Annotated in this window: 33 protein-coding genes; 14 read left to right on the top strand and 19 right to left on the bottom strand. The window is 70.3% G+C overall.

Annotated elements, in window-relative coordinates:
• Window positions 1–79: 79 nt before the first annotated feature.
• The 8 genes from CUC05_RS05720 to CUC05_RS24500 form a co-directional block, all read right to left on the bottom strand.
• Complete coding sequence (locus CUC05_RS05720) at window positions 80–331, bottom strand: hypothetical protein (protein WP_108665124.1); 252 nt, start codon at window positions 329–331, stop codon at window positions 80–82.
• Window positions 332–419: 88 nt separating this feature from the next.
• Window positions 420–602, bottom strand: coding sequence for a hypothetical protein (locus tag CUC05_RS05715; RefSeq protein WP_108665123.1), 183 nt, complete (start codon window positions 600–602; stop codon window positions 420–422).
• 71 nt (window positions 603–673) lie between these two features.
• Window positions 674–928 (bottom strand): hypothetical protein, encoded by a 255-nt coding sequence (locus tag CUC05_RS05710; protein ID WP_108665122.1) that lies wholly within the window; start codon window positions 926–928, stop codon window positions 674–676.
• Window positions 929–1,502: 574 nt separating this feature from the next.
• Window positions 1,503–1,766: a hypothetical protein gene (locus CUC05_RS05700; RefSeq protein WP_157965255.1), complete on the bottom strand. Its 264-nt coding sequence runs from the start codon at window positions 1,764–1,766 to the stop codon at window positions 1,503–1,505.
• Window positions 1,766–1,978, bottom strand: a complete 213-nt coding sequence (locus tag CUC05_RS05695; protein WP_108665119.1) for a hypothetical protein — start codon at window positions 1,976–1,978, stop codon at window positions 1,766–1,768. The genes CUC05_RS05700 and CUC05_RS05695 overlap by 1 nt, the downstream gene beginning before the upstream one ends.
• Complete coding sequence (locus CUC05_RS05690) at window positions 1,975–2,382, bottom strand: hypothetical protein (protein ID WP_157965254.1); 408 nt, start codon at window positions 2,380–2,382, stop codon at window positions 1,975–1,977. Before CUC05_RS05690 ends, CUC05_RS05695 begins: the two co-directional genes overlap by 4 nt.
• 190 nt (window positions 2,383–2,572) lie before the next feature.
• Window positions 2,573–2,866: a helix-turn-helix domain-containing protein gene (locus CUC05_RS24235; protein WP_157965253.1), complete on the bottom strand. Its 294-nt coding sequence runs from the start codon at window positions 2,864–2,866 to the stop codon at window positions 2,573–2,575.
• On the bottom strand, window positions 2,863–3,111 hold the full coding sequence (locus CUC05_RS24500; protein ID WP_108665117.1) for a hypothetical protein: 249 nt from the start codon (window positions 3,109–3,111) through the stop codon (window positions 2,863–2,865). The genes CUC05_RS24235 and CUC05_RS24500 overlap by 4 nt, the downstream gene beginning before the upstream one ends.
• Window positions 3,112–3,332: 221 nt before the next feature.
• On the opposite strand from CUC05_RS24500, the gene CUC05_RS05675 reads away from it, so the two are divergent.
• Genes CUC05_RS05675 through CUC05_RS05665 form a run of 3 tightly spaced genes read left to right on the top strand, consistent with a single transcriptional unit; the run spans window position 3,333 to window position 5,031 of the window.
• The gene (locus CUC05_RS05675; protein ID WP_108665116.1) at window positions 3,333–3,707 is read left to right on the top strand and encodes a helix-turn-helix domain-containing protein; all 375 of its coding nucleotides are present in this window, start codon (window positions 3,333–3,335) and stop codon (window positions 3,705–3,707) included.
• A 2-nt stretch (window positions 3,708–3,709) separates the two neighbouring features.
• On the top strand, window positions 3,710–4,240 hold the full coding sequence (locus tag CUC05_RS05670) for a hypothetical protein (RefSeq protein WP_157965251.1): 531 nt from the start codon (window positions 3,710–3,712) through the stop codon (window positions 4,238–4,240).
• On the top strand, window positions 4,237–5,031 hold the full coding sequence (locus CUC05_RS05665) for a hypothetical protein (RefSeq protein ID WP_157965250.1): 795 nt from the start codon (window positions 4,237–4,239) through the stop codon (window positions 5,029–5,031). Before CUC05_RS05670 ends, CUC05_RS05665 begins: the two co-directional genes overlap by 4 nt.
• Before the next feature lie 32 nt (window positions 5,032–5,063).
• Here the strand turns inward: CUC05_RS05665 and CUC05_RS24495 are convergent, their stop codons facing one another.
• Window positions 5,064–5,216, bottom strand: coding sequence for a hypothetical protein (locus tag CUC05_RS24495; RefSeq protein WP_157965249.1), 153 nt, complete (start codon window positions 5,214–5,216; stop codon window positions 5,064–5,066).
• 197 nt (window positions 5,217–5,413) lie between these two features.
• Here CUC05_RS24495 and CUC05_RS05660 point away from each other — a divergent pair, with 197 nt between their 5' ends.
• From CUC05_RS05660 to CUC05_RS05640, 5 genes are all read left to right on the top strand, one after another.
• Window positions 5,414–6,061: a hypothetical protein gene (locus CUC05_RS05660; protein WP_108665113.1), complete on the top strand. Its 648-nt coding sequence runs from the start codon at window positions 5,414–5,416 to the stop codon at window positions 6,059–6,061.
• Window positions 6,058–7,299 (top strand): tyrosine-type recombinase/integrase, encoded by a 1,242-nt coding sequence (locus CUC05_RS05655; RefSeq protein WP_108665112.1) that lies wholly within the window; start codon window positions 6,058–6,060, stop codon window positions 7,297–7,299. The genes CUC05_RS05660 and CUC05_RS05655 overlap by 4 nt, the downstream gene beginning before the upstream one ends.
• 50 nt (window positions 7,300–7,349) lie before the next feature.
• Window positions 7,350–7,811, top strand: coding sequence for a hypothetical protein (locus tag CUC05_RS05650; RefSeq protein ID WP_157965248.1), 462 nt, complete (start codon window positions 7,350–7,352; stop codon window positions 7,809–7,811).
• A 35-nt stretch (window positions 7,812–7,846) separates the two neighbouring features.
• A complete protein-coding gene (locus tag CUC05_RS05645; RefSeq protein WP_108665110.1) occupies window positions 7,847–9,142 on the top strand; it encodes an ATP-binding protein in 1,296 nt (431 codons plus the stop codon).
• A gap of 355 nt (window positions 9,143–9,497) precedes the next feature.
• A complete protein-coding gene (locus CUC05_RS05640) occupies window positions 9,498–10,934 on the top strand; it encodes a S8 family serine peptidase (protein WP_240606208.1) in 1,437 nt (478 codons plus the stop codon).
• 63 nt (window positions 10,935–10,997) lie between these two features.
• Here the strand turns inward: CUC05_RS05640 and CUC05_RS05635 are convergent, their stop codons facing one another.
• The 4 genes from CUC05_RS05635 to CUC05_RS05620 are packed head-to-tail and all read right to left on the bottom strand — an operon-like array spanning window position 10,998 to window position 12,755.
• Window positions 10,998–11,237: a hypothetical protein gene (locus CUC05_RS05635; RefSeq protein WP_108665108.1), complete on the bottom strand. Its 240-nt coding sequence runs from the start codon at window positions 11,235–11,237 to the stop codon at window positions 10,998–11,000.
• Entirely contained in the window at window positions 11,234–11,719 is a 486-nt protein-coding gene (locus CUC05_RS05630) for an alpha/beta fold hydrolase (RefSeq protein WP_108665107.1), read from the bottom strand. The genes CUC05_RS05635 and CUC05_RS05630 overlap by 4 nt, the downstream gene beginning before the upstream one ends.
• A 47-nt stretch (window positions 11,720–11,766) precedes the next feature.
• Window positions 11,767–12,054 (bottom strand): putative quinol monooxygenase, encoded by a 288-nt coding sequence (locus CUC05_RS05625; protein WP_108665106.1) that lies wholly within the window; start codon window positions 12,052–12,054, stop codon window positions 11,767–11,769.
• A 41-nt stretch (window positions 12,055–12,095) separates the two neighbouring features.
• Window positions 12,096–12,755: a DUF899 family protein gene (locus CUC05_RS05620; RefSeq protein ID WP_108665105.1), complete on the bottom strand. Its 660-nt coding sequence runs from the start codon at window positions 12,753–12,755 to the stop codon at window positions 12,096–12,098.
• A gap of 62 nt (window positions 12,756–12,817) precedes the next feature.
• Here CUC05_RS05620 and CUC05_RS05615 point away from each other — a divergent pair, with 62 nt between their 5' ends.
• Window positions 12,818–13,357, top strand: coding sequence for a winged helix-turn-helix transcriptional regulator (locus CUC05_RS05615; protein WP_108665104.1), 540 nt, complete (start codon window positions 12,818–12,820; stop codon window positions 13,355–13,357).
• A gap of 95 nt (window positions 13,358–13,452) precedes the next feature.
• On the opposite strand, the gene CUC05_RS05610 is transcribed toward CUC05_RS05615, so the two are convergent.
• Complete coding sequence (locus CUC05_RS05610; RefSeq protein WP_108665103.1) at window positions 13,453–13,692, bottom strand: hypothetical protein; 240 nt, start codon at window positions 13,690–13,692, stop codon at window positions 13,453–13,455.
• 193 nt (window positions 13,693–13,885) lie between these two features.
• Here CUC05_RS05610 and CUC05_RS05605 point away from each other — a divergent pair, with 193 nt between their 5' ends.
• The 5 genes from CUC05_RS05605 to CUC05_RS05585 all read left to right on the top strand — a co-directional run bounded on the left by CUC05_RS05605 (window position 13,886) and on the right by CUC05_RS05585 (window position 19,218).
• Entirely contained in the window at window positions 13,886–15,754 is a 1,869-nt protein-coding gene (locus tag CUC05_RS05605) for a cell wall-binding repeat-containing protein (RefSeq protein ID WP_108665102.1), read from the top strand.
• A gap of 95 nt (window positions 15,755–15,849) precedes the next feature.
• Window positions 15,850–16,875 (top strand): potassium channel family protein, encoded by a 1,026-nt coding sequence (locus CUC05_RS05600; protein ID WP_108665101.1) that lies wholly within the window; start codon window positions 15,850–15,852, stop codon window positions 16,873–16,875.
• A gap of 58 nt (window positions 16,876–16,933) precedes the next feature.
• Complete coding sequence (gene mscL, locus CUC05_RS05595) at window positions 16,934–17,383, top strand: large conductance mechanosensitive channel protein MscL (RefSeq protein WP_205712144.1); 450 nt, start codon at window positions 16,934–16,936, stop codon at window positions 17,381–17,383.
• 96 nt (window positions 17,384–17,479) lie between these two features.
• A complete protein-coding gene (locus CUC05_RS05590; RefSeq protein ID WP_108665100.1) occupies window positions 17,480–18,736 on the top strand; it encodes a protein kinase family protein in 1,257 nt (418 codons plus the stop codon).
• A complete protein-coding gene (locus tag CUC05_RS05585; RefSeq protein WP_108665099.1) occupies window positions 18,733–19,218 on the top strand; it encodes a hypothetical protein in 486 nt (161 codons plus the stop codon). Before CUC05_RS05590 ends, CUC05_RS05585 begins: the two co-directional genes overlap by 4 nt.
• On the opposite strand, the gene CUC05_RS05580 is transcribed toward CUC05_RS05585, so the two are convergent.
• The 5 genes from CUC05_RS05580 to CUC05_RS05560 all read right to left on the bottom strand — a co-directional run bounded on the left by CUC05_RS05580 (window position 19,219) and on the right by CUC05_RS05560 (window position 23,665).
• Window positions 19,219–20,538 (bottom strand): sialidase family protein, encoded by a 1,320-nt coding sequence (locus tag CUC05_RS05580; RefSeq protein ID WP_157965246.1) that lies wholly within the window; start codon window positions 20,536–20,538, stop codon window positions 19,219–19,221.
• 92 nt (window positions 20,539–20,630) lie between these two features.
• Window positions 20,631–21,461, bottom strand: a complete 831-nt coding sequence (locus CUC05_RS05575) for a hypothetical protein (protein ID WP_108665097.1) — start codon at window positions 21,459–21,461, stop codon at window positions 20,631–20,633.
• Window positions 21,458–22,579 (bottom strand): glycosyltransferase family 4 protein, encoded by a 1,122-nt coding sequence (locus CUC05_RS05570; protein WP_108665096.1) that lies wholly within the window; start codon window positions 22,577–22,579, stop codon window positions 21,458–21,460. The genes CUC05_RS05575 and CUC05_RS05570 overlap by 4 nt, the downstream gene beginning before the upstream one ends.
• Window positions 22,580–22,586: 7 nt before the next feature.
• Window positions 22,587–22,922, bottom strand: a complete 336-nt coding sequence (locus tag CUC05_RS05565; protein WP_108665095.1) for a hypothetical protein — start codon at window positions 22,920–22,922, stop codon at window positions 22,587–22,589.
• The gene (locus CUC05_RS05560) at window positions 22,919–23,665 is read right to left on the bottom strand and encodes a hypothetical protein (RefSeq protein WP_157965245.1); all 747 of its coding nucleotides are present in this window, start codon (window positions 23,663–23,665) and stop codon (window positions 22,919–22,921) included. The genes CUC05_RS05565 and CUC05_RS05560 overlap by 4 nt, the downstream gene beginning before the upstream one ends.
• Window positions 23,666–23,681 lie beyond the last annotated feature (16 nt).

Raw genomic sequence — 23,681 nt, 5'->3', positions numbered from 1 at the left:
CTCCGTCGGGTGTGCCCGACCGGGGTGCGGCCCGTCTGGTACCAGCCGGACGGGTAATGGACCAGGCTGCTGGACTGCATCAGGTGCCTCCCTCGAGGAGCGGGTGGAGATCGAGCGGGACCGGACGGCCGGGGATCGGGTGGGCGCCGACCGGCCGGTCCCCGGGCCCACGGCCGCGAAGGCGGCCGTAGACCACGTGTGGATGAATGGGCCGTCGATCGGCACGCCACCGCTCGACGACCTGGGTGATCGCGATGCCACCGACGAGCATCAACGGGCACACCAGTCCGCCGCACAGCAGCCCGAACAGGAACGACGCCGGATCGGTCACGCCGCATCACCCCTGTCGAGCAGCTCCGCCGCGCTGTCGATCAGCTCTTCCGCGCTCAGAGCCGGCTCCTCCGCCATGTCGTACAGGTTCACGACGATCCCCCGGCCCGGCGTCGGCGGTGTCGGGGATGCCGGTGCTGACCGGCGAACTGGCACGACGCGAAGTGGGTTCGGTGGGTCCCGGTTCCCGGCTGGACGACCCGGACGACGGTCTCCTGCAGCAGGTTGGTCTCCAGCACCAGGTTGCCGTCGGCCACCGGGTCGACGTCCAAGGGGATCGGCCGGCCGGTCGTGGCCGCCTTGACCCACCGGATCCGGGCTCCGCAGCTCGCACATGTCGGTTTCACAGACCATCTCCCTCTCGAACGCGCAGGCCCTGGTCGGCCAGCAGCTCCGCAACATCCGACGCGGCGTCCACGACGGCCCGCAGCCGGCGGGACAGCGGGTCGTCCATCGCGACGGCCATGACCTCCTCCACCAGCGCTGCGCTGGCCCGCTGCAGCTCCCGCATCCGGCCGCGCACCCCGACGTCGTCGACGTCGTCGTGCGTGCCTGCGAGGGTCCAGGCCAGGTCATCGGCGATCCGGCAGCCGTGCACCTAGGCCACCGTCCCGAACACCGACAGCCGGGCAGCACACCATGCACACACCGGCCGGCCGACGGCGGCCGCGGCCAGCAGGACCGGCCGGCCACAGCCGCCACACGGCCGCTGCAGCATCGGCCCGGCCGACGTCGCCGACCCGGCCAGCTGACACACCACGAGCGGTCTCACGACGCCACCCGCCGGACGTCGTGGCTGGAACACACACCCGGGGCGATCCACCAGCACGGACCCTCCGGTGGGCCACACGCCCGATCATCCGAACAGCCACATATCCGGCAGGCCGTCGGATACGCATCGAGGTCGCCGGCGACCAGCACCGCCCGGCCGCCGACGACATCGACCTGGGCCTGCACCGGGAACGGCCACACGTTGCGGCACCGCACACACGACACCGCCCCTGCCCGCGACACCACCAGCCACGCCGGCGGACCACCGTGCCCCAGCGGACACACCAGCCCGTCGGCCAGCGGCCGGTCCACGACCTCCTCCAACCACGGACGTGACGGGAACCGCATCAGCACCGCCCCACCACCATCACGACGGACCCCGACATACACCGGACCCGCCATCACGACACCACCCCCGCGGTCGCATCGGCGGGCTGGCGACGATCGAGGACGTATGCGGCCTCGATGGCATCCGCCAGCTCCCGCAGCCGCGCGGCCAGGTCGGCGGGCGACCCCGTCCGATACAACGTCAGGCCCCGCATGCTGTCGTGCAGGTGCACCGACGTCTGCTCGCCCCAACCCTCGACATCGGTGTGGTAGCGATGCACCGTCAACGGCGGCAACTCGCCGTCCAGACGCACCGAGACCGTGGTCGACAGATCCATCACCGCACCCCCGCCGAGGCCGTCCGGGACGCGGCGCACCGCACGCACAGCGGCAGCAGCAACGGCCCCGCACGCAACGCGGTCCGCACGGTCCGCTGCGACACCCAGACCATCTGGTCGCAGTCCAGACAGGACCGCCGGATCGACGGCACGGCCGGGACGGGCAGGTCACGACAGCGCAGCGCCACGACCATCATCGGTTCGGCGGTCACGTCGTCACCCCGCGGGCCCGGTCGAGGTCGGCCTGCAGGTCACCCTCCAGGGAGGTGAGGACCTGGTACTCGTCGTCCTCGCGCAGGGCGACGTCGTAGATGTAGAGCTCCACCGTGACGCCGGCGCCGAGCGCCTTGGTCGCGACGAGCTTCGGGCGGCCCGCCGGGGTGGCGTGCCAGCTGATCTGTGCCGCACCGAGGACGGCCGCGGCCGCGATGAACTCGTCGCGGGAGGAGTACTCCCGTCGGACCGTGCCGATCCTCACCGGCCCGAGGGTCGCGGCCAGCGTCGACAACGCATCGATCGCGTTGACCTGCGCCCTCCTGGTCGTGTCGGCATCCGGACCACCGGACCTGATCGGCGTGACCGTCCCACTGGGGCTGGTCGATGTCGCAGTACTCATGTATTCTCGTCTCCTGCATTCGTCGTGCTGATGGATGACCCCACGACCCCTCCCCGGTCCTACGGAGAGGGGTCGTCTCGTTGTCAGGGCGGCCCCTCGGACGTGCCGCGTTCTCCCACCCCAGGGGTCAGGGGGTCAGGTACCGCGGCCGCGCTTGACCGGCCCATCGACGAACTCCGGCGGGCGCCCATCAGGTCGCCTCCGCCCACACCTGCTGGCCACACGCACGGCACCGCTCCCCCGGCTGCACCGGCATGTAGCCCGCCACGTCTCCCGCAAGGAACGCCTCCACCACCGCCGGAGGGATGCGCCAGGCCGACTCACCCACACGGACCGCGTGCAGCTGACCAGCCTGGATCATCTTGCGGACCGTGGAGGCCGAGCAGGACGCCAACCGTGCGAACTCCGGCACCTTCAACGCCCGACGGCCCTCACGACCGAAGTCCAGACCCGGCTCGTCAGCAGACACCACCGGCGCACTCACGCCGCCACGACCTTCCTGGCGGAAACGATCAACAGGCGCGGGTCGCAACCCAGCGCCAGCGACAGGAGCCGCAAACGGTCCGGCGTGCACGGCTGCAGCCCATCCAGGATCCGGCTCCCCTGCGAAGGGTGGAGTCCCCACCACTGCTTGGCGACGTGGCTCTTGGACTGCCCGATGAACCGCAACTGCGCGGCCACCATGTCGGCGTCGAGGACGATCACCTGGGGCAGCGGCACATCAGCCACGACCGGCGGGGGCCATGTCGACGTCGGAACTCGCTCAGTTGGGCTCATCACAGCGGGCATACTTTCATGCCTTCGATAGTTATGCAAGCATGTGTGCATGGATCATCAGCTGGCCATCCGTCCCTTGACACCGCAGGACGACCTGCTCACGGAGGAATCACCCTTGGTGGATCCGGCCGATGTGACACACGGGACCTCGTTCCCACGATCGTGGGATCTCGATGCCCAGCGATGCTGGGCGTGTGACGTCGACAACAACCCTGGGTGCGCAGCTGATGGAAGCGCGCGATCGTCTTGGGCTCACAGTCACCGAGGCCGCACGACGGGCAGGCGTCTCGCAGCCTTGGCTGTCCAACGTGGAATCCGGTCGGATCAAGACCCCTGGGGAAGAGCGGCTGAAGAAGCTGGCTCACGCTCTGGAGCTCGACCCGCTCGAGTTGCTGGAGGTGTCGGGACGGTTGACCGCCGAGCAGCAGCTGATGATGCAGCGGCGGCCGTCGTTCAGCGAGTTCGTCCACTCCGACCCGCGGCTGGACCGGCAGGCCGCCCGGGCGCTGGTGGCGCTGTACCTGCACTTCACCGGCGGCAGGGAGTAGCGATGGCTGGGGGGCCGGGGGTGCCGGATCGAGAGATCGATGAGCGCACACGCAAGGAGCTGAAGCGACAGGGCATGAAGATGGCCGGTGAGATCATCTGGCGTTGGGTGAACGGCAAATGGGAGTTCCGGCTGCCCGTTGACAACGACCTGGGCGCCCCGCTGCAGTTCGTGGCGCACGTGGCGCCGCGGGTGCTCCACCGACCGGTGATGCTGGTCTGTCACCGGGTGTCCGGACAGAACCTGTGGCGTCTGTGCGTCAACAGCACCCATGCTGAGGAGCGCACCCCCCGTGGCCAGCGCACCCGAGTGCTGGTGCCGACGACGCACAAACACCAGCACACCGACGCGCTGGGTGACAGGAGTCGGTACCTCCCCGACGACATCCCAGAGGTCGTGGACGACCGCCAGCGGGCACGCCAGCGGATGCGCGGGGTGTTCTACGCCTTCTGCGAGGAGATTCGCATCGAGACCGACGTCCGCTGGTACCCGCCGCTGAACGAGAGCGGCCCGCTGCTGGTGGAGGGGCCATGACCCAATGCGGCGACTGGCGAGACCAGCTGGCCACCACATGGCTCGGGATGGGGTGCTCTCAGACGTCTGACCGTCCCAACGAGTACTTGCTGGACCTGCCGATGTTCCGTGCCGACGGCGACGGTCTCACCGTGTTGCTGGCCGAGTACGGCGAACGGGTGATGATCACCGATCTATCGGAGACCGCTGCCTACCTCCGAGACCACGGGCGAGCGTTCTCGACGTACTCCATGAACCTCGCGACCAAGCCGTGGGGGGTCGAGGTCAACTCCGACATGGCGCTCACGGTCCGGGGGCTGACGAACGACGTCGGCGCCCTCCTCCTCGACCTGGCTTCGGCGATGCTGGCCGCCGGCTCCCACCACCGCACCAGAGCTGCCGTGGACGATGACCTGACCTTCGATGAGCAGGTCGCGAGGTTCATCGAGCGGTCGATGCCCGACGCGACCGTCAAGCGTCGTCCATCCCTATCGCTGTCGGAGGAGTGGACGTACAGGCCCTCGTTGACCGTGACGCCCAACGGTCACACGGCTGCGGTGCAGACTCTCCCCGCCGGCGGCAGCACCAGCCTCTATGTGTCCGAGGCCTACCGGACGCTGCTGCGGGTTCGTGAGCACCCCACGATCACCAGCACGTTGGCGGTCCTTGCCGGGGACAAGGAGGAGTGGCCGGCGCGTGAGGTCCGGGACCTGGCGGAGGTCGCACGTGTGGTCTCGTGGAGTGACCGTCGATACCTGCCCTCCCTGATCTCCCGACGTTCCGTGGACGTCGGTGCGCCGGGACTGCTGTGAACGATCCTTATCAGGGGAGGCGACGTCTCGACCTACTGAGCCATCCTCCTGCGGAGGAGCGCTTCGATTTCGCGCATGCGCCGGTCGAGGTCGCCCGCGAGACGGGCGGCGGTGGTGTGGTCGCGACGGAGGTCGTCGATGTCGTCCTCGTTGGCGGTGATGCGGGCGTCGTGGTCGTTGTTCATGGCGCAGTGGCCCCCTCAGGGAAGTTGGGGCGGCCGTCTCGGTGTCGATACCGCCGGTTCATCTTCATCGGATTGTTGTCGGAGCGACGCATCTGTCGAATGGGGCTGGTGGAAAACCTTGGGAACCGGCACGTCGGATCGGCGTTGCCTGCATGGATCGATCGGGGGAGGGGTTGCGGATGAGTGGTCGTGGTTGGGTGCTGGTGACGGTCGTGTTGGCTGTCGGGCTGGTGGGGTGCGGGTCGGGGATCTCCGAGGAGGACCTGGCCGCGGTGCGAAGCGAGGCCGCTGATGCGGAGGCGTCTCTGCGCGATCTGTTGGACGAGGCGGCGTCGGAGGCGGAAGCCGCGGCGGAAGCGGCCAGCGAGGCGGCCGACAGTGCAGCGGATCGGTTGAGCGGGTTGGAGTCGGAGCTCGCTGACGCGGAGGGTGCGATCGTCGTGGCGGAGTCCGAGCGCGACGCAGCGGTCGCGGATCTGGAGCCGCAGGAGGTACTGGCGGATCGGGCGTCGGAACTCGATGACCTGGCAGCTGATCTGGATGCCCGTGCGAACGGGTTGGAGGAGCGGGCATCGGAGCTGGAGGCCCGCGAGGCGGCGGTGTCGGGCACGGAGGCGGCGATCGCGGCGAGCACGTTCGGGAACGGCACGTTCATCGTCGGTCAGGACATTCCGGCGGGCCGTTACCGGTCCGACGGCACCGGGAACGGCTGCTACTGGGAGCGCAACACCGCCGATGGTGACGGCATCATCGACAACCACTTCGGGTCCTCCCCCGCGGTGGCCACGGTCCGGGACGGAGAGATCTTCCGGACCGAGGACTGCGGCACCTGGTCGCCGGCATGACGGCGCGGCGGCCGCGTGGGTCGGGGTCGGTGTTCTTCGACGCGTCGCGTGGGGTGTGGAAGGGGCAGGCGCCGGCGCCGGCGGGGCCCGGTGGCAAGCGTCGTCGGTTCCGGGTGCAGGCCGACAGCGAGGCGGCGGCGTGGGCGTTGTTGGAGGAGGCCCGAAATCGGGGGCCGCGGCGGGGCGGCAAGCCGCGGGAGACCCTCGGCGAGTACCTGGTGTGGTTCTGCGACACGCATCTGCAGCGGCAGGTCGACCGGGGCGCGATGGATCCGGGGACGTGGCGGTCGTACCGGCAGAACCTCGTCGGGCACGTCAGCGCGGGGATCGGTCACGTGAAGCTGTCGCAGCTGACTGCGGAGGACATCGAGGACCTGCTGGTGTGGCTGGGCCGGCACGATCGTCGTGGCCGGGGCCCGCAGGGACGGCGAGGGGTCGATGCCGGCAAGGGACTGGCCGGTTCGACGCAGCGGACGGTGCTGGTGCAGCTGCGTGCAGCGTTGAAGGTCGCGGTCCGCTACAAGCGGATCGGTGACAACCCGGCCCAGCTGGTCGACCTGCCGCCGGGGCCGGTGGAGGACCAGCGATGGTTGGAGCTGGAGGAGGCCGAGCAGCTGCTGGCTGCGGTCCCGACGTCGGATCCGTTCCGGGCCTTCTACGTCGTCGGGTTGCCGTTGGGCCTTCGGGTGGGGGAGGCGGTCGCGCTGCAGTGGTCGGATGTCGACCTGGACGGTGACGAGCCGTCGATGACGTTGCGCAACCAGCTGGTCCGGGCGAGGGATCCGCGGACGGGGGAGATGTCGTGGGCGATGAAGCCGCGGCTCAAGCGGCGCCGGGCGGGTGAGAGCCGCAGGATCGTCCTGCCCCAGTTCGTCGTCGGTGAGCTCCGTGCCGTCCGCAGGGCACAGCTGGAGCGGCGTCTGGCCCTCGACGGGGTGTGGGATGGCCGGTGGGACCTGGTGCTGTCCGGCAGGGACGGCGGGCCGGTCTGGACCGACCAGGTCCGCCGGCACCTGACGGCCACTTGCGAGCGGGCCGGCATCCCCCGTGCCACCCCGCACGCCTTGCGCCGCTCCGCGGCGTCGTTCCTGCTGGCCAAGGGGGTCCCGCTCCCCCAGGTGATGCAGATCCTCGGTTGGCGGTCCGCCAAGGTTGCCCTGGAGGTGTACGCCCGCGCCACCAAGGCAAGTCAGGCAGAAGCAGCCCAGGCGATGGACGAGCTGTTCGGGCAGCGATGACGTGCAGCCGGGAGAGCCTCGAATCCACGGCTCGGCACGAGGCTGGCCACGTGGTTGTCGCTCGCGCGCTCGGGGTCGAGTCGGGGAGGGTCACGGTCTCCGAATCGGGGGAGGGGTGGAGGGGTGCCATGGTCATACCTGGCGGGATATCGCCGTCGACGCGAGCAAGTGTCGCGGTCGCTGGCTTTCTCGCCGAGGTAGCAGGCGCGGACCCTCCCGACGGGCTGCACACCGACATGACGCAACTGTGGGAGGGTGTGACCGACTGGATTCCGGAATTCACCTTGAGCATCGAGGATCTGCGCAAGCTGCTCAGCGGCGTCGTCGATGGCACGACCCTTCCCGAGGACGAGGAGTACAAGGATCTGGTCCTTGGGATCGCTTGGGCGGTCGCGACTGCCTACGGCCTGCTGGCCGAGTCGCAGGGTCAGCTGCAAGCGATCGCAAACACCCTCGTGGCCGACCGGGTATACGAGTGGTCGGAGGGTCAAGACGACGGGGTGAACACCTAACCAGAACCGATCTTGTCGTAAGATACGATCTCTGTATGACACCTTCGGACGACAGCCCCTTGACTCCCCCGCCTTCAGCAGATGCCGATCCGGACGTCAGCGCGGAGTGGGTGATGCGCCGGCTGGCCGCGATCAGCAGGGCCTTCAGTCCGGCAAGTCCCGTCCAAACCCGTGACCTCTTCGCAGGTCGGACGCGCCAGATCTTTCGTATCGACGACGTGATTGCCCAGGCGGGCCAGCACGCCATCATCTTCGGTGAGCGAGGCGTTGGCAAGACGTCCTTGGCCAAGTTCGGCGGTCAGCAGGCGACCCAGACCATGCAGATGTGGGCCACGTGCCACAGCAACGACAACTTCGCCACCATCTGGGATCAGATGCTGCTGGATGTCCAGCTGCGCTACGAGGTGAAGGCACCGGGGTTCACCGGCGATTCCCGCGTCGAACCAATGCCCGTGCGACAGCTCATGCTGCTCCAGAACGATGAGAATCCGAGCCCGTCCCATGTCAAGCGCGCATTGCGTCGACTGACGGCCAGCGGCGGCAGCGTATTGGTGACCATCGACGAGTTCGACCGTGTCCGAGACGAGAGCACGCCGCTCCTGATGGCAGATCTCATCAAGATCCTTGCCGATGACCAGACTCCGGTAACCGTGGTGTTGGTTGGCGTTGGGCGCAATGTCGACGACCTGATGAAGGGTCACGCTTCAGTGGTCCGGTCGCTGGTGCAGATCGAGATGCCGCGGATGGCGGAGAGCGAGCTCCGTGAGATTGTCGAACGTGGCATGAAGAAGTGTGCCTTCACTGTTGACTCCCGGTTCGTCGCTGCGGCCGCCAAGCTGTGCATGGGGCTTCCCAACTACGCCCACCTCATCGCTCAGGCTGCGGCGAGGAATGCTGCGGAGGATCTCAGCGACCACATCGGCCTGGAGCAGCTCCAGAAGGCGCTGGTGCGCGCGTTGGATGACTTCCAGCAAACGGTGGTCGAGGCCTACACCCGTGCAACCGCATCCAACCGTGACACCCTCTACCGTCCTGTCCTGCTTGCATGCGCGCTTGCCCGAAAAGACGTCCTGGGCCGCTTCACCACCTCCGACGTCCGCTCTGCACTCGATTCGATAGGCGTGCACAAGGGCATCTCGAGCTTCTCCAAGCACCTCGGCGACTTCTCCACCCCGGGGGGCGCTCGCGGCAACGTCCTGACGCAGTTGACGGATCCAGGCAAATGGCGCAAGTACCGCTTCATGGATCCTCTGATGCCGCCCTACATCCTGATCCAGGCCTACGCCGACGGCGACATCGGTCTAGAAGAACTGACCGCCGCAACGTCGTAGGGCGGGGGGCGGCTGGGAGCCTATCGGGGAGCCTAACTGTGTCTCGTGGGGGGTTCTGGGAGCCAGTCCGTCTGGTGTTGTCGCAGGTCAGCACGTCGGGTGAGGGTTGTGTGTGTTCGAGCTGTACTACGACATCTGATACCTGCACGTTCCACGCTGGCCCACGGGTGACCGTGGGCCAGCGTGCGTCCGGGACCACTCGGACGGCCGTCGGGCGAGCCACGATCACCATCCGCGAGAACTTTTCCTCACGTACTGCTCAGGAACACTACCCTGCGTGTCGAACATGGTTCAGATGACGTTCCTCACCTTGCGCACCCGTCTCGTTCCGTTTCTCCTCGCAGTCGTGCTGGCCATGTCCGCCGCAGGTCCGGCGCTTGCCGCCGGTGGCAAGGGCAAACCCACCACGCAGGACCCGACCACCTCCGTCGACAACGGGAACGGCCAGGGCATCGGCTGGTCGGTGGAGGGAACGCACGCCACCCTCCAGCACGTCGCCGACACCATCGACGCCAGCTTCCTGCACGACGATGGCCTCACCGGGAACGGCATCGGCATCGCCCTCATCGACACCGGTGTCGCCCCGGTCACGGGGCTGACCGACGTGTGGCACGGCCCCGACCTGTCCCTCGACAGCCAGGCGGAGGAGGCGCGGCACTACGACGTCTACGGGCACGGCACCCATCTGGCCGGGATCATCACGTCCGACCGGGCCGATGCGCTCGGCATCGCCCCCGACGCCGACCTCGTGTCGCTCAAGGTCGGCGCCCACGACGGCGCGGTCGACGTCACGCAGGTCATCGCAGCGATCGACTGGGTCGTCCAGCACCGCCACGAGCACAACATCCGGGTCCTGGTGCTCGCCTACGGCACCGACAGCACGCAGGACCCACGGATCGACCCGCTCTCCCACGCTGTCGAGAGCGCGTGGCGCCACGGCATCACCGTCGTCGTCGGCGCCGGCAACACCGGCCAGGCGTCCCCGAGGTTGGCCACCCCGGCGACGAACCCGTATGTCATCGCCGTCGGCGCCGTCGACACCCAGGGCACGTGGCGAGTCCGCGACGACGAGGTCCCGAGCTTCGTCCCGGCCGGCACCGACGGCCGGCAGCCCGACGTCTACGCCCCGGGCGTCGGCATCGTGTCGGCCGCCGTGCCGGGCGGGTACCTCGACACCACCTATCCGGATGCACGTCAGCCCGGTGACCTGTTCCGCGGGAACGGGACGAGCCAGGCGGCGGCCATCGTGGGCGGTGCAGTGGCCCTGATGCTGCAGTACGACCCCTCGCTGTCGCCCGACCAAGTGAAGGCCCGCCTGATCGAGGCCGCGTCCAGCAGCCACATCGGCCCGACCCTCAACATCTGGGACGCGACGTACTTCGGCAGCGCCAACGGTCCGCAGACGTGGCTGCCCAGCACGGGAACCGGGTCCATCGACGCCTCGCGCGGATCGTCGACGCTGAGCGTGGACGGCGTGGCACTGACCGGTGAGCAGGACATCCACGGCGTGGCGTTCGACTCGGCCGCCTGGGCCGTCGAGTCGTCATCAGGGACCGCCTGGAACGACGGTGTCTGGAACGACACCCAGTGGACCGGGTGGGGGTGGAACGGCAACACCTGGAACGGGTGGGGCTGGAACGGTGAGGGCTGGCACGGCTGGGGCTGGAACGGCTGGGGCTGGAACGGCGATGCCTGGAACGGGTGGGGCTGGAACGGCTGGGGCTGGAACGGCTGGGGCTGGAACGGCTGGGGCTGGAACGGCTGGGGCTGGAACGGGGTGCAGTGGGACTGAGACCAGTCCCTGACCGCCCGGCAGCCCTCCCCCGTTCCTCGACGGGCCCCCCGACTCGTTCGTTCAGACGCCTGACAGCGTGACGATCTCGCTCGACCGGTAGAGCCGCTCGCCGTCGGTGTAGAGCAGCCGTGCGCCGTCGAGGGACACCAGGACGAACTCCTGGTAGGGCTGCTCGCCGGGGCCGTCGAGCACGACACGGTCCCCGTCCAGGCGGTACGTCGAGCCGGATTCCGTCGTGACCACGGCCCGCAGGGTCCGCTCGATGACCTCGTCCTCGATGGGCTGTGCGATCGTGCTCATGATGGTCCTCCGGGGTGGTCGCTCGTGCCGTCTTCGGGTGCACGAGCAATGCCCCCGGACACCTCCCCCGAACCACGCCGTGCGCCCTCGATTGCCGAATCCGCGGGTCCCCGGGTCGTGGCCGGTGTCGTGTTGCCGACGACCGCCCTCGCGATCGCCGCCCAGTCGGCTCGGTCGACGCCGTGTCCGGCACCCTCGAGTCCAAGCAGCCTCGCGCCGGGGATCGCCTCGGCGAGCGCCTGTCCGTGGGGAAGCGGGAACAGCGGGTCGGCGGTCCCATGGATCACCACCGTCGGGGCGGAGAGCGACGACAACGACCGTGGTGGGCCGTCGTCGTGTGCGATGACGTCGTGGTTCTGCAGCGACGCCACGCGGTTCGCCCGGGCCACGTCCCGGCGGATCAGGTCGCGCCAGGCCGTCTCGTCGAAGGGGCGCTGGTCGCCGGCCAGCAGACGGGCGTACCCGACGAGGTACTCGATCACCGACCATGACCTCGGTCACGGCGTTCCCCGGACGGCCCGTGGCGCGGTCACGTCAACGACGTCCAGGCGGCGACGTCGTACTGGCGGACGTCGGCGGCGAGGACCGCGTCCCACCGGGCACCGTCCGGCCCCGACCCCCTGAAGCGCTCGACGGCGGCAACGCTCTCCCACCGTTCGTGGACGTTGACCCGGTCCGGCTCGAGCGGATCAGCGGACAGGTGGAAGTCGAGGCAGCCGGGGGCCGCACGGGCCGCGGTGATCACGACGTGGTGCTGCTCGAGCATCTCCTGACGGCGGTCGGGGCGGACCACCAGGTGTCCGGCGACGATGATCACGGGTGCTCCTCCTGGGTGACCGATGGCTGGGGCTGGACGCCTCAGCCGTACGTGGGCTCCTGCGGCCAGCCGGACGGGCTGTCCTCGAAGTCCTGCTGACGGCCGTACACGGTTCGGTCCCAGATCGCCGGCACCGGCAGGATCGCCTCGGTGCCTCGGCGCTGGGTGCGATAGGTCAGGAACAGTCCGGCGTCCGTGCGCAGCAGGTAGGAGTAGCCGGGCTGGTCCTGCCCGTCGATCGTCCACCCCCAGTCCGTGTCGAACGTGGTGCCTGCCGACGACACCCACACGAGGTGGTCCCACCCGCGATGGTGTCGCCAGGCCTCGAGCCGCTCGATGGGCGCTCGGGAGACCATGGCGAAGGACACGCCCCTGGGCGCCAGCAAGCGGTCGAGGTCTCGCGGCATGTTGTCCGCTGCCCACGAGCAGCTCGGGCAGCCCTCGTCCCACTCCGGGTCGAACATGAAGGACTGCAGGACGAGCTGCGGCCGATCCCCGAACAGGTCGACCAGCCGAACCGTGCCGGCCGGGCCCACGAACCGGTAGTCCTCGATCGGCGTCATCGGCAGGCGTCGGCGCCGCGCCGACACGCGGTCGCCGAAGCGCGTCAGCTCCTTCTCGACCTCGACCTGCTGGGCGAGCAGCCGGTCGTGTTCGTCCCGGCCGACCACCGGTGGTGCTGCTGGTCTCGTCGTGTCCATGGCAACTCCTCCCCTAGCTGGTTGCGGATCGCAACCGGTTCGAGCGTAGGTAGGCTGGTTGCATGGCGCAACCGGTGGATCGGACAGAGCTGCCGGTCCCGGCCGGCCGATCCGGCTGCCCGATCAACATGACGATGGAGTTGCTGGGCGACCGGTGGAGCCTCGTGGTGCTCCGCGACCTGATGTTCAGCAGCCGCACCGGCTTCCGCGAGCTGCTGAACCACTCCCTGGAGGGGATCGCCAGCAACGTGCTGTCCGCACGGCTGTCCAAGCTGGTGGCCGCGGGACTCCTGACCCGCCATCAGAACCCCGATCACCGCCAGCGGATCGACTACCGACTCAGCGAGGCGGCGATCGACCTCGTCCCGGTGATCGTCGAGCTGGGCGCGTGGGGGGTTCGCTGGCTGCCGACCACCCCAGCCCTCAGCATCCGGGCACAGGTCCTGGCGGACGGCGGCGAGGACATGCGCCGCCAGTTCGTGGAGGAGCTCCGCACGATCCACCTCGAGCAACGCCCCCGACCCGTCGGCGGCGTGCTCGACCGCCTGGACCACGAGTACCAGCGAGTCGTGGACCAACCGGAGGTGGACCCCGGCGAGTAGACGGTGACGCCAGGCGACCGACGAGTTCCGCCGCGGTCCACAACGAAACGTGACCGCCCACGTAGGGCGGTCACGTCGTTCGTCTGGGCGGCGTGTCAGACGCTGGACAGGGCCACGATCTCGCTGGAACGGAACAGCTGCTCGCCGTCGGTGTACATCAGGCGGGACCCGTCGAGGGACACGAGCGTGAACTCCTGGAAGGGCTCGTCGCCGGGGCCGTCGAGCACGACCCGGTCCCCGTCCAGCCGGTAGGTGGAACCGGACTCGGTGCGGACAACGGCGCGCAGCGTCTGCTCGGTGCGGCGGTCGGTGGCCTGCTGGGTGGTGGTGCTCATGACGTTCCTCCTGAATGCTTCGGAACTGACACAGAAGGGATCCCCGATCGGCTGCACGCCGAACCTCGTCCATCCGACCAGCGGTCCGGGGCACCACCTCCACCGCGCCCACGAGAATTCGGTTCCCCCAACCGGGAACCGGTGCTAGGTTGCCCCCGGGAACGGAGCAGTCCCCGTTCCCTCGGGAGGGCACATGCCATCGCAGTCGTTCGCGCGCCGGTTGGCCATCACGGCGCTACTCGTCCTCGCAGCGACACCGCTGCCATCAGGCTCGGCGGGGGTCCACGACTCCTCACCGCCGTTCGTGGCCATCCATGCCACCTCCGCTCGAGGCGATGATCCCACCGCTGGACGCAGCCCGGTCTCGCCACCGTGCGAGACAACCGGCCCAGCGGTGCAGCTGGTCCATGCCGTGCCGGAGGGCCAGCCCGGTACTCCCGAGCAGCAGGCCCGCGAGCACCTGATCGAGGGGGCCGCGTGGATGAACGGGGACGTCGTCGCGTCCGCGCGTGCCGATGGCGGCATGCGGCAGATCCGGTTCGCGATGGCACCGGACTGTCGACCGGACGTGGTTCACGTGAGCTACACCGCTGACCCGGGGGTCCTGAACGTCGTCGTGGCCATACGCGACGCCCTCACGGCAGCCGGACACTCACGCGCTGACCGCATCTACCTCGCGTGGGCCGACGGCCAGGCCGCGGCACCCGAGGACGGCGATACGTGCGGGCTCGCGAACCGGCGCCGGGACGACCGACCTGCACCCGTCGGCCACCCGATCGACGAGCCCCTGTACGGCATGGCCCTGACCGACTGCGCCGATGCCCGCGAGGGCCAGGGCTTCCTGCACGAGCTGTTCCACATGCTGGGCGCGGCGCAGGAATCCGCGCCGCACTTCGACAGCGCGGGTCACGTCTCGGATGGGTTCGACCTCATGGGGGCATTCCACGAGGGAAGCGCCTGCCCCGACCCGCAGGCCGTCTTCCTCGCCGACTGCAACAACGACGACTACTTCGCCATCGACCCGCCCCCCGGTTCCTACCTGGACACCCACTGGAACGTGGCCGACAGCCCGTTCCTGACATCGGCGGACCCTGGTGCGGGACCGGGAGACATGCCGATCGCCCGCTTCGACCAGCCCGACGTGGCTGCACGCGCCGCAGCGGTGTCACAACGACGGATGCCGGACTCGACGTCGGCCCCGGCCCGGGTGCTGCTGGCTCGTGACGACGAGGTGGCCGACTCCCTTGCCGCGAGCCCCCTCCTGTCCGACGCGGTCCTGCTCTACAGCTCGTCATCGTCATTGCCGACGACGACGGCCGACGAGCTGCGCCGCTTGCTGGCGCTGAACCGATCCATGGGCATCGCGGAGCTCGAGGTGACGATCCTCGGCGGCGAACAGGCGATCTCCGGGCAGGTCGAGGAGACCGTTCGTCAGCTCGACCCAGCCGTCACGACGAGGAGGCTCTCGGGCCCGTCACGCGTGGAGACGGCGCTGGCCATCGCCGACGCGGCGACCGACACCCCGTTCAGCGTCGCCATCGCACGAGCGTCGGGTACTGCCGACAATCCCACCGCGGGGTGGGCAGACGCCATCGCGTCGGGTGCCTTCCTGGCCGACGAGCAGATCCCGCTCCTCCTCACCCCCACCGACAGCCTGCACCCTGCGGTCTCCGCGTGGCTGGACGGGCAGGACATCGGCACGACCTACGTGCTGGGTGGACCAGCCGCGGTGTCCGAGACCGTTGCGGGTGCCCTGCCGGGCGACGTCGTGCGTCTCGCCGGCCTCGGGCGGGACGGGACCGCGGCGGAGGTGAACCGTGCCTGGAGTCGACGCGGACTCGACACCGCCGTGGCGTTCAACGGGTATGTCACCCACGGGTGGCAGGACGGTCTCCTCGCCGCGGGCCTCGCGGCGGACGAACGTGCGACCCTGCTGCTGGTGGACGCCCGGAGTGTTCCCCCCGCAACGACGGAGCTCCTGGGCAGCAGCTGTCCCGGCGTGTTCGTGGTCGGAACGGTCGACGCCGTCTCCCAGCAGGTCGTCGACCAGATCGTCTGCTGACGGCTTGCATCGATCCGGACTGCCTGCACCGGCCCGGCACGCCCGGGCGACACGGATCCCGACCGAGCACACGGTCGCTTGGTAGAACCCGACCCATGTCGGAGGACGCACGCCCGCTGGACCGGGTCAGGTTGGCTCGCCGGCCCCATGACCCGCGGCGCGCGGTCGCCCGACGGGTGGGCTTCGCGCTGCTGCTGGTCGTGTTCATCGCGGTGGTCGTGCTCGTGGGCCGCGACGGCTACACCGACGTGACCGGTGACCCGGTCGGCATCATTGATGCCCTGTACTACGCCTCGGTCACCGTGACCACGACCGGCTACGGCGACATCTCGGCGGTCACCCAGGCCACGCGGCTGGCCACGGTGCTGCTGATCACCCCCGCTCGGATCATCTTCCTCATCCTCGTCGTGGGCACCACGGTGGAGGTCCTGACCGAGCAGTACCGACAGCTGCTTGCCGTTCGACGCTGGAGAGATGACGTGCAGGACCACTTCGTGATCTGTGGGTTCGGGGCGACGGGGCGCAGCGCCGCCCATGCGCTCCTCGCCGACGGGGTCGATCCGTCGGCCATCGTCGTCGTCGACTCCAGCACAGCGGCCACCGAGGACGCGACCGAGGCCGGGTTCACCTCGGTGCACGGCGACGCCTCCCGCACCGCCGTGCTCGACGCCGCAGCTGTCTCCTCCGCGCGAAGCGTGATCGTCACGCCCAACCGCGACGACACCGCGGTGCTGATCACCCTCACCGTCCGGGAGGCCAACCCGTCGGCGCACATCGTCACGGCCGTCCGCGAACGCGAGAACAAGCACCTGCTGCGGCAGAGCGGTGCCGACGCCGTCATCGATTCCTCGGCCGCGGTCGGACGGCTGCTCGGCCTTGCCACGCAGACACCCGCGGCGCTGGGGGTCATCGACGACCTGCTCGACGTCGGCACGTCCCTCGAGCTGGCCGAGGTCGCCCCGGTCACCGCCGCCGACGGCCACCCGGCCGCGCCGCCGGGCACACAGGTGCTGACCGTCATCCGGGGCCACGACCGCCTGCCGTTCACCGACGCGGCCACCGATCGCCTCCGGGCGGACGACCGGCTGCTGGTGGTGCGCGCCAGCGACCGGGAGGGGTGACTGCCTGCCCCGGACGCGCTGCGGTTGACCGCCACGCCCGCGGGGAACGACGTCGCGCATGAGCGAGTTCATCCCCACCCTCCCCCGTATCCGCCTGCTGGACGAGTTCAAGGAGTTCGCCCTCCGCGGCAACGTCGTCGACCTCGCGGTCGGCGTCGTCATCGGTGCGGCGTTCAACGCCGTCGTCCAGAGCTTCGCCAACGACGTGCTGCTCAACCTCGTGGCCGCCGTGTTCGGCAAGCCCGACTTCTCCGAGCTCGTCTGGGTCGTCAACGGCGCCGAGGTCGGCTACGGCGCGCTGCTCACGGCCATCGTGAACCTGGTCCTCGTCGCCCTCGGCGTGTTCCTCGTCGTCCGGCTGCTCAACCGCCTGCGCCGCCCCGCCGACCCGGGCGTGCCCGAACCGCCCACGACCCGCACCTGTCCGTACTGCGTCACCGTCCTGCCCAGGGAAGCGACCCGCTGCTCGGCCTGCACCTCCCAGCTGGAGCCCCTCGCCGCCGGGTGATCGAACGGCCCCGGCCCCGGCAGAGCAGAATGGGCGCCCGGGCCCCGCTGGGTGGTCCAGAAGCAGCTGCGCGAAGCGGAACGGAAAGGGCGGGCGATGCAGGAGGAGCAGGTGCTGGCGGCGTTGTGGACCGCCGCCCCGGACACGTCGGTGCACGGGACCCTCCGCGGCACGACAGGGCTGCACGTCCTCGGCGACCGCGGACACATCCGCATCGTGCGGGGCGTGGCCGCGGACGGCCGGCCGGTCGAGGTGCGGCTGTGGCGCGAGGGCGATCCCGGCACGTGGACACCGCGCGTGCGGTTCGACCAGGCCCTCGAGGCGATCGCCCATCCGTGCCTCCAGCGACGCATCCGGTCGGGTTCGTCGCCGGAGACCCGGACCCTGTGGCAGGAGCTGGAACCGGTCGGACAACCCCTGTCGAGGGTGCTCGCCACGCACGGTCCGCCGCCCGTCCCGACGGCCATCGACATCGGCATCGGCGTGTGTGCCGCCCTCGCAACCCTCCACGAGGGCGGCCTGCTGCACCGGGGGATCAACGCCGACACCGTCGGCTTCGCGGACGGTTCCCCGCTCGTGGAGCTGCCGCTCGGCCCCGTCGCGCGGGACGCCGAGGACACCGTGCATGGGGACACGACCACCGACACACGGGCGGTCGCACAGCTGCTGGTCGAGCTGACGGGGGCCGCCGGATCCGGCCCGCTGGGACCCGTCCTGGACAAGGCGACGGCGCCGGGCCACCCGTGGACCCCCCGCGAGCTCGCGGAGGCGCTGCAGGACGTCGCCAGAACGATGGGGGCCACCGTCAGGTCGTTCGAGCCGGGCACCCCCACCCGGCCGGTCCGCGAGCCGGCACCCGGACCGTTCGTGCCGCAGCCGTGTCGGCTCCCCGACGCCGAGGGTGTGTGGGTGCCCACGGGCGACACCTTCTCGCGGATCGGATGGGACACCGACCTCGTGACCGTGCTGGAGGTGCTCGGCCAGCACCCGCATCGGCGGGAGGCCCGCTGGATCGGCATCCAGGGGACGCGTCCCTTCACCGACCCTCGGCGTCCCGCACACCTCTCCCTCGCCTTCGACGCGGCCGAGGCCCACATCACCTCCGTGTGCGTCGGGATCCCGACGCACGACTGGAGGGCGACCCCGTGGGTCACGGAGGAGCTGGTGGCGGCGTTCGGCCCGTGGACGACGCTCCGGACGGCCGAGAGCCAGGTGATGGAGGACTACGACTCCTACGAATGGCACCTTCCGGGCCTGGAGGTCGTGCACGGCCTGGAGAGCGTGTACGCCGGACCGACGGAGGCTGCCGAGGAACGCATCCTCATCACCCGACCGAGCCCGCGGGACCCGTGAGCCCGGGATCGGCTCGGCGCGTCGTCACGACGGCGGCCACCGGCCTGGCCGTCCTCCTCGCGGGCTGCGCAGGGAACGCCCCCACCGACGCCGCGTCGGCCGACCTGGACCTGTCCGCCTACCCGGCCTGCGTCGAGCAGCCGGCCCCACCCGACCTCCGGGACGTCCCCGGGCTGGTGCTCCCCAGCTCGGCGACCACGTTCTCGCTGTCCGAGGTCGGACCGCTGACCCAGGTGGAGGGGGTGGTCGACATGACGCCCCTGCAGGCGCGGACGTTCTACGAGTCCCACCCGGACCTGGAGGTCCTCCGGGTCGAGGACGAGCGGATCGAGACCGAGGTCCTGGCCACCGACGGCACCCACCGCATGTTCGTCAAGGTCCAGATCGCCTGCGCGGGCGGCTCCAACTTCACCGCGACCGTCGGGGCCGAGGCGGCGTCGGAGATGATCCCGACGCCGGCCGGCGGCACCGGCGGCCCCTGATCAGTCGGTCGCCAGCTCCACCGCGAGCGCCGGGGCGACCACGGGCAGCCCGAGGGTCGGGAAGTCCGTGATGGTGGTTGAGTCCATGAACGACACGGCCAGCCGACCGTCGGGAAGGATCACGACGGTGTGGAAGTCGAACCGGTGCCCACCCTGCACGCCGTAGAAGCCGATCCCGGAGCAGCGGCAGTCGTCACCGAGACCGATCTCGAACCGCTGCACGATCCGCGGTGTGTCGCTGCTGATGTCCAGCTTGTACAGGACGTCCTGCGTGCCCTCGACGCCGGAGACCGCCGCGACGCCGACCGCCGCGTTGGCCTTCATGTCGCCCGGTCGTATGCCGGGAAGCACGAGCTCCGCGGACCAGGTCCGCCCCCCGTCGGTGGAGATGCGATAGACCGCGTCGTTGCCGCTGCGGACCACGTTGTGCAGCCGGCCGAGCGAGTCGGTCTGGGTGATGCCGCCCAGCGCCGGTCCCTCGGGGAGGCTGAAGGGGTGCCAGCGCATGTCGGCGCCATCGAACATCATCGAGCCACCCAGGCCCAGTCCGCCGCCCAGGGGTGTGACCATGCCGCCGAGGACCGGCAGCGGCTGGATCCAGTCCAGCGAGGGGTCTGGGGCGACGTCCAGCCAGCTGCTGATCGACGTCGTCGTCCGCTGGTCGACGGCGCGGGAGCTGGTGAAGGGGTAGTGCAGGCCGTCGTAGCTGTAGTGCCACAGCTCGTGGGGGAACCCCTTGATCAGCGTGATGTAGGACACCTTCTCCCCCGTCGGTGACGTGAAGTCGCCGGGGATGACGTCGATGCCCGGACGGTCCCAGAACGGGGTGTGGAACGGGTCGGCGGCGTACTCCCAGGTCTCGGTCGCGGCGGTGTACTTGAAGGTGAGGATGCGGTCGCCGGCGTAGGGGTCCCAGGTCACGCCGACGATGTCGCCGTTGGGGGCCATGACGACCGACCCCTCACCGTTGACCAGCGGCTCGAGCGGGCGCACGGACTGCCACGTCACGCCGTCGTCGTCGCTGTAGTTCAGGTAGCGGCCGCCGAAGTCGTAGATCCGGCCGTCGGGGGTGGCGTGCAGCCACAGCTCGGCGGCGTTGCCCGTGCCGTGCACGACCCGCCACGGCGACGTCCCGTCCACGGGCCCGTCGGCGGTGAACGTGGTGGTCGCGTACGCCTCCTCGCGGATCTCGTCGGGGGTGAAGTCGACGACCTGCGCCGGGACACCCGGAGCGGCCGCATCGAGGATCGACCCCGCAGCCGCGCCGGTGGCGCCCAGCGCCAGCACCAACCCGATCACGAGGAACAACGAGCGTGACATCCACGAACCCTTCCGACGTCCGGTCGCCGGACGCGACCGATCACCCGGGTCGTTCGACGTCGGCGGACCGAGTTCCTGCCCGAGCACCGGGATCAGGGCAAGGGTGTCCTGCGTTCGGCGTCGGGACGCGCCGGGGGATGCGCACGATGCCACCGGACACGACCGACCTGGTCGTCGTGTCGGCGCGGGAAGGGCACGGCGACATGGGGCACGTGTGGTGCGTGGATCCGCACCTGGCGGACGGTGTTGGCACCCCCGCCCGTGAACAGCCTGGCGGCGTGGGACAACAACGGCCAGGCCGGCACGACGTCCAGCCCGCCGGTTCCCAGCACGATCGTGTCCTCGTCCACCGTCTCCTCGTCCACACCATCGACGCGCGCGGCCTGTCGCGCCGTCGCCTGGAGCTCCTCGACCTCCGAGCGCGGTCCGGCATGCACCACGACCCAGGCGCCACGGACGGCCGCAACGATGTCGGCTGGTGGTGACGGCACCGGGGGGTCACGCAGCTCCAGGTCGACCACCGTGCTGCTGCGTTCCACCAGCCATGCGCGCTGTGCGTCCGGAAGTGCCTCGGTCACGACCGTCCGGCGGAACCACGGTGGATCGGATGGCAGCAGCGCGACGAATCGCGGCCAGTCCAGCCGCCGCGCCAGGTGGTTGACACGCCCGACCCCGGCAAGCGCGGCCACGTCCAGCTCGCCACGGCCACACGGCAGCGCGTCGACCCACAGCTCCTCGACCCCGTCCAGCGGGAGGCGGGCCACGCCCAGCGGATGGGCACCGCTGACCCGCGGGTCGACCGTCGTCGGGTCGCCGACCAGCAGCGTCACGTCGGCGGGATCCATGCCGAGGGTGTGGGCGGCGGCCACCGCCCGGGTCACGTGCCCCTGCCCGTCGCCGGGACACCAGATGGCGACGCTCACAGCCCGTCGAACAGGGCCAGGTAGGCCTCGGCCTCGCGGTGGGCATCGAAGCCGGCGGCGGTTCGTGCTGCCTTGGCGCCCAGCTCGTGGAGGTCCGCCGCCGGACACGACAGCGCGCCGACCAGGGCCTCGGCGAGCCCGTCCGCGTCGCCGGCGTCGAAGGTGAAGCCGATCGGACCCGCCGCCGCCAGGTCGGCCAGCCCACCGGTCTGGGCGGCCAGCAGCGGGACGCCGACCGTGGCCGCCTCCAGCGCGACGTTCGGCAGGCCGTCGTGGCGGGACGGGAGCGCAACCACGTCCATGGCCGGCAGGCGGGCGAGCAGCTCGAAGCGGTCGAGGAACGGCTCGTGGGACCACGACAGCCGGCCGCCGTCGGCGGTCAACCACGCCTCCACTCCCCCGTCGAGGTCACCGACGAGGGCAACGTGGGCCCGGTCGGCGCTGCCGGATCGCCGGACGGCCTCCAGCAGGTCGACCGCACCCTTCTTGGCCTTGAGCTGGCCGACGAGCCCCACGACCCTGTGGCCGTCAGGCACCGTCGCGGCACGCCACGCCGCGGCGCGTCGCCGATCGGATTCGGTGACCGCCCACAGCGCGGTGTCGATGCCGTTGGCGACCGTGACGACCGTCGGCCCACCCGGTCCGAGCAGCGGGCCGACCCGGTGCGCCATGTCCTGCGACACCGTGGCCACGATCCGTGATGCCCGCAGCGCGTCCATCAGCACCGACCGACGGGGCGAGAACACCCCCGTCTCGAAGTCGTTGCCACGCAGCAGCGTGACCAGGGGCACACCCAGCCACGCGGCGTAGACCGGGGCCACTGCCATGGCCTGCGGACCGCCGAAGCACGCGACCGCGCGGTAGCGCCCGGCCCGGCCGACGAGGTGGTTCCACGCCGTCCTCGCCGCGTCGGCGGCGTCGGCTCCGCTGGGCACGACCAGCTCCTCCCCTCCTCCGACGGGTCGGGCTCGCACCTCCCCGATGTCGTTGGTGAGGTGCACGAGGTCGACGCCGAGCCCGAGGTCACGCAACCTCGAGGTGATCCGGTCGCTGGAGGTGGCCATGCCGCCCCGGCTGGGCGGATGGTGGGCCGTGACCCACAGGACGCGTGTGGTCAACGCCCGTTCACGAGTCCCAGCCGCTGCCCTCGTCGTCGGTCCAGTCCTCGCCGCTGTCGAGGATGCCCGACTGCTGGACGTACCAGGCGTGGTCGAACCAGTGGTCGCCGGCGTCGGTGCGGTGTCCCGACGGTCCGCTGAACCGCGCCCGGAACCGCTGTCGGTAGCTCGCCGCGGCGTGTGTGTCGGTCAGCTGGCCTCGTCCGGCCGCGCACTCCACGCAGGCCGTCCCCGTCCAGTGCTCGTTGCAGACCGGTCGCCCGCAGCCCGGGCACTGCCCGGCCGCGTCGACGTCGCACCGGCGCACGGTGACGAACCCCTTGGGTATCGCGCAGCGGCTCACGAGGTCACCGATCCTGTGTCGATCAGTCCGTGGACGCCGACCAGCAGGCCGAGGGCGACCTCGACCACCTGCTCGGGCCGGGCGTTGGTCAGCGTCGCCTTGGAGGAGATACGCGGCTGCACGCCGGCGCGGTCGACGGTCACGGGGGCGCCCGCCGGTGGGTCGTGGACCGGACGCGAGCCGTCGGCGACCAGCTTCACCGTGACCACCGTCTTGGACTTGTCCTTGGTCTTCTGCTTGAACTTGCCTGAGGCGGACCGCTTGACCATCTTCCGCGTCCGCAGCCGGCGGACGACGGAGAGGTGGCAGCGCGTGCCGTCGACCAGCCTGGCGTGCAGCTCGAGGATCGGGTCGCTGTACCGGGTCTCGTCGAGCTTGACGACCCGAGCCGGGAGCTGTGCGGGCTTGCCCTGCCAGACGACCTTCTCGGGCGCCTGTGTGCCCCGGACGTCGACGGTGACCGTCATCGGCACGTCGGCTCGGGCGTCGTCGGCAAGGACCTCGACCAGCGGGGCGGCAAGGGCCATCCAGTCGTCCGGTGCCACCGGGGGCAACGACTTCTTCTTGAAGGTCCGCCGCAGGAACCCGGCGCTGTCCCGCTCCTGCCGGGCGGCACGGTTGGCCACGGCGACCTCCCGCACGACCCCGCGCCAGTCACCGGGCAGCAGCTGGGCGTCCTGCCAGCCTCCCGCGGTCAGTGACTGCATCCAGCTGCTCGCTGGCCCCGTCGTCGTCTCGCTCACCGGCGCAGCGTATACA

This window comes from Euzebya rosea (assembly GCF_003073135.1).
GTDB classification, from domain to species: domain Bacteria; phylum Actinomycetota; class Nitriliruptoria; order Euzebyales; family Euzebyaceae; genus Euzebya; species Euzebya rosea.
This window is presented reverse-complemented; position numbering and strand designations above follow the sequence as displayed.

What these genes read in the sequence shown, in the direction of transcription:
- CUC05_RS24495 (WP_157965249.1), bottom strand. Translation starts at nt 5,216, where the DNA reads ATGAACAACGACCACGACGCCCGCATCACCGCCAACGAGGACGACATC.
- CUC05_RS05690 (WP_157965254.1), bottom strand. Translation starts at nt 2,382, where the DNA reads ATGAGTACTGCGACATCGACCAGCCCCAGTGGGACGGTCACGCCGATC.
- CUC05_RS05605 (WP_108665102.1), top strand. Translation starts at nt 13,886, where the DNA reads ATGCCATCGCAGTCGTTCGCGCGCCGGTTGGCCATCACGGCGCTACTC.
- CUC05_RS05635 (WP_108665108.1), bottom strand. Translation starts at nt 11,237, where the DNA reads ATGAGCACGATCGCACAGCCCATCGAGGACGAGGTCATCGAGCGGACC.
- CUC05_RS05665 (WP_157965250.1), top strand. Translation starts at nt 4,237, where the DNA reads ATGACCCAATGCGGCGACTGGCGAGACCAGCTGGCCACCACATGGCTC.
- CUC05_RS05700 (WP_157965255.1), bottom strand. Translation starts at nt 1,766, where the DNA reads ATGGATCTGTCGACCACGGTCTCGGTGCGTCTGGACGGCGAGTTGCCG.
- CUC05_RS05590 (WP_108665100.1), top strand. Translation starts at nt 17,480, where the DNA reads ATGCAGGAGGAGCAGGTGCTGGCGGCGTTGTGGACCGCCGCCCCGGAC.
- CUC05_RS05640 (WP_240606208.1), top strand. Translation starts at nt 9,498, where the DNA reads ATGTCCGCCGCAGGTCCGGCGCTTGCCGCCGGTGGCAAGGGCAAACCC.
- mscL (WP_205712144.1), top strand. Translation starts at nt 16,934, where the DNA reads ATGAGCGAGTTCATCCCCACCCTCCCCCGTATCCGCCTGCTGGACGAG.
- CUC05_RS05645 (WP_108665110.1), top strand. Translation starts at nt 7,847, where the DNA reads ATGACACCTTCGGACGACAGCCCCTTGACTCCCCCGCCTTCAGCAGAT.
- CUC05_RS05615 (WP_108665104.1), top strand. Translation starts at nt 12,818, where the DNA reads ATGGCGCAACCGGTGGATCGGACAGAGCTGCCGGTCCCGGCCGGCCGA.
- CUC05_RS05655 (WP_108665112.1), top strand. Translation starts at nt 6,058, where the DNA reads ATGACGGCGCGGCGGCCGCGTGGGTCGGGGTCGGTGTTCTTCGACGCG.
- CUC05_RS05580 (WP_157965246.1), bottom strand. Translation starts at nt 20,538, where the DNA reads ATGTCACGCTCGTTGTTCCTCGTGATCGGGTTGGTGCTGGCGCTGGGC.
- CUC05_RS05620 (WP_108665105.1), bottom strand. Translation starts at nt 12,755, where the DNA reads ATGGACACGACGAGACCAGCAGCACCACCGGTGGTCGGCCGGGACGAA.
- CUC05_RS05600 (WP_108665101.1), top strand. Translation starts at nt 15,850, where the DNA reads ATGTCGGAGGACGCACGCCCGCTGGACCGGGTCAGGTTGGCTCGCCGG.
- CUC05_RS05670 (WP_157965251.1), top strand. Translation starts at nt 3,710, where the DNA reads ATGGCTGGGGGGCCGGGGGTGCCGGATCGAGAGATCGATGAGCGCACA.
- CUC05_RS05675 (WP_108665116.1), top strand. Translation starts at nt 3,333, where the DNA reads ATGCCCAGCGATGCTGGGCGTGTGACGTCGACAACAACCCTGGGTGCG.
- CUC05_RS05610 (WP_108665103.1), bottom strand. Translation starts at nt 13,692, where the DNA reads ATGAGCACCACCACCCAGCAGGCCACCGACCGCCGCACCGAGCAGACG.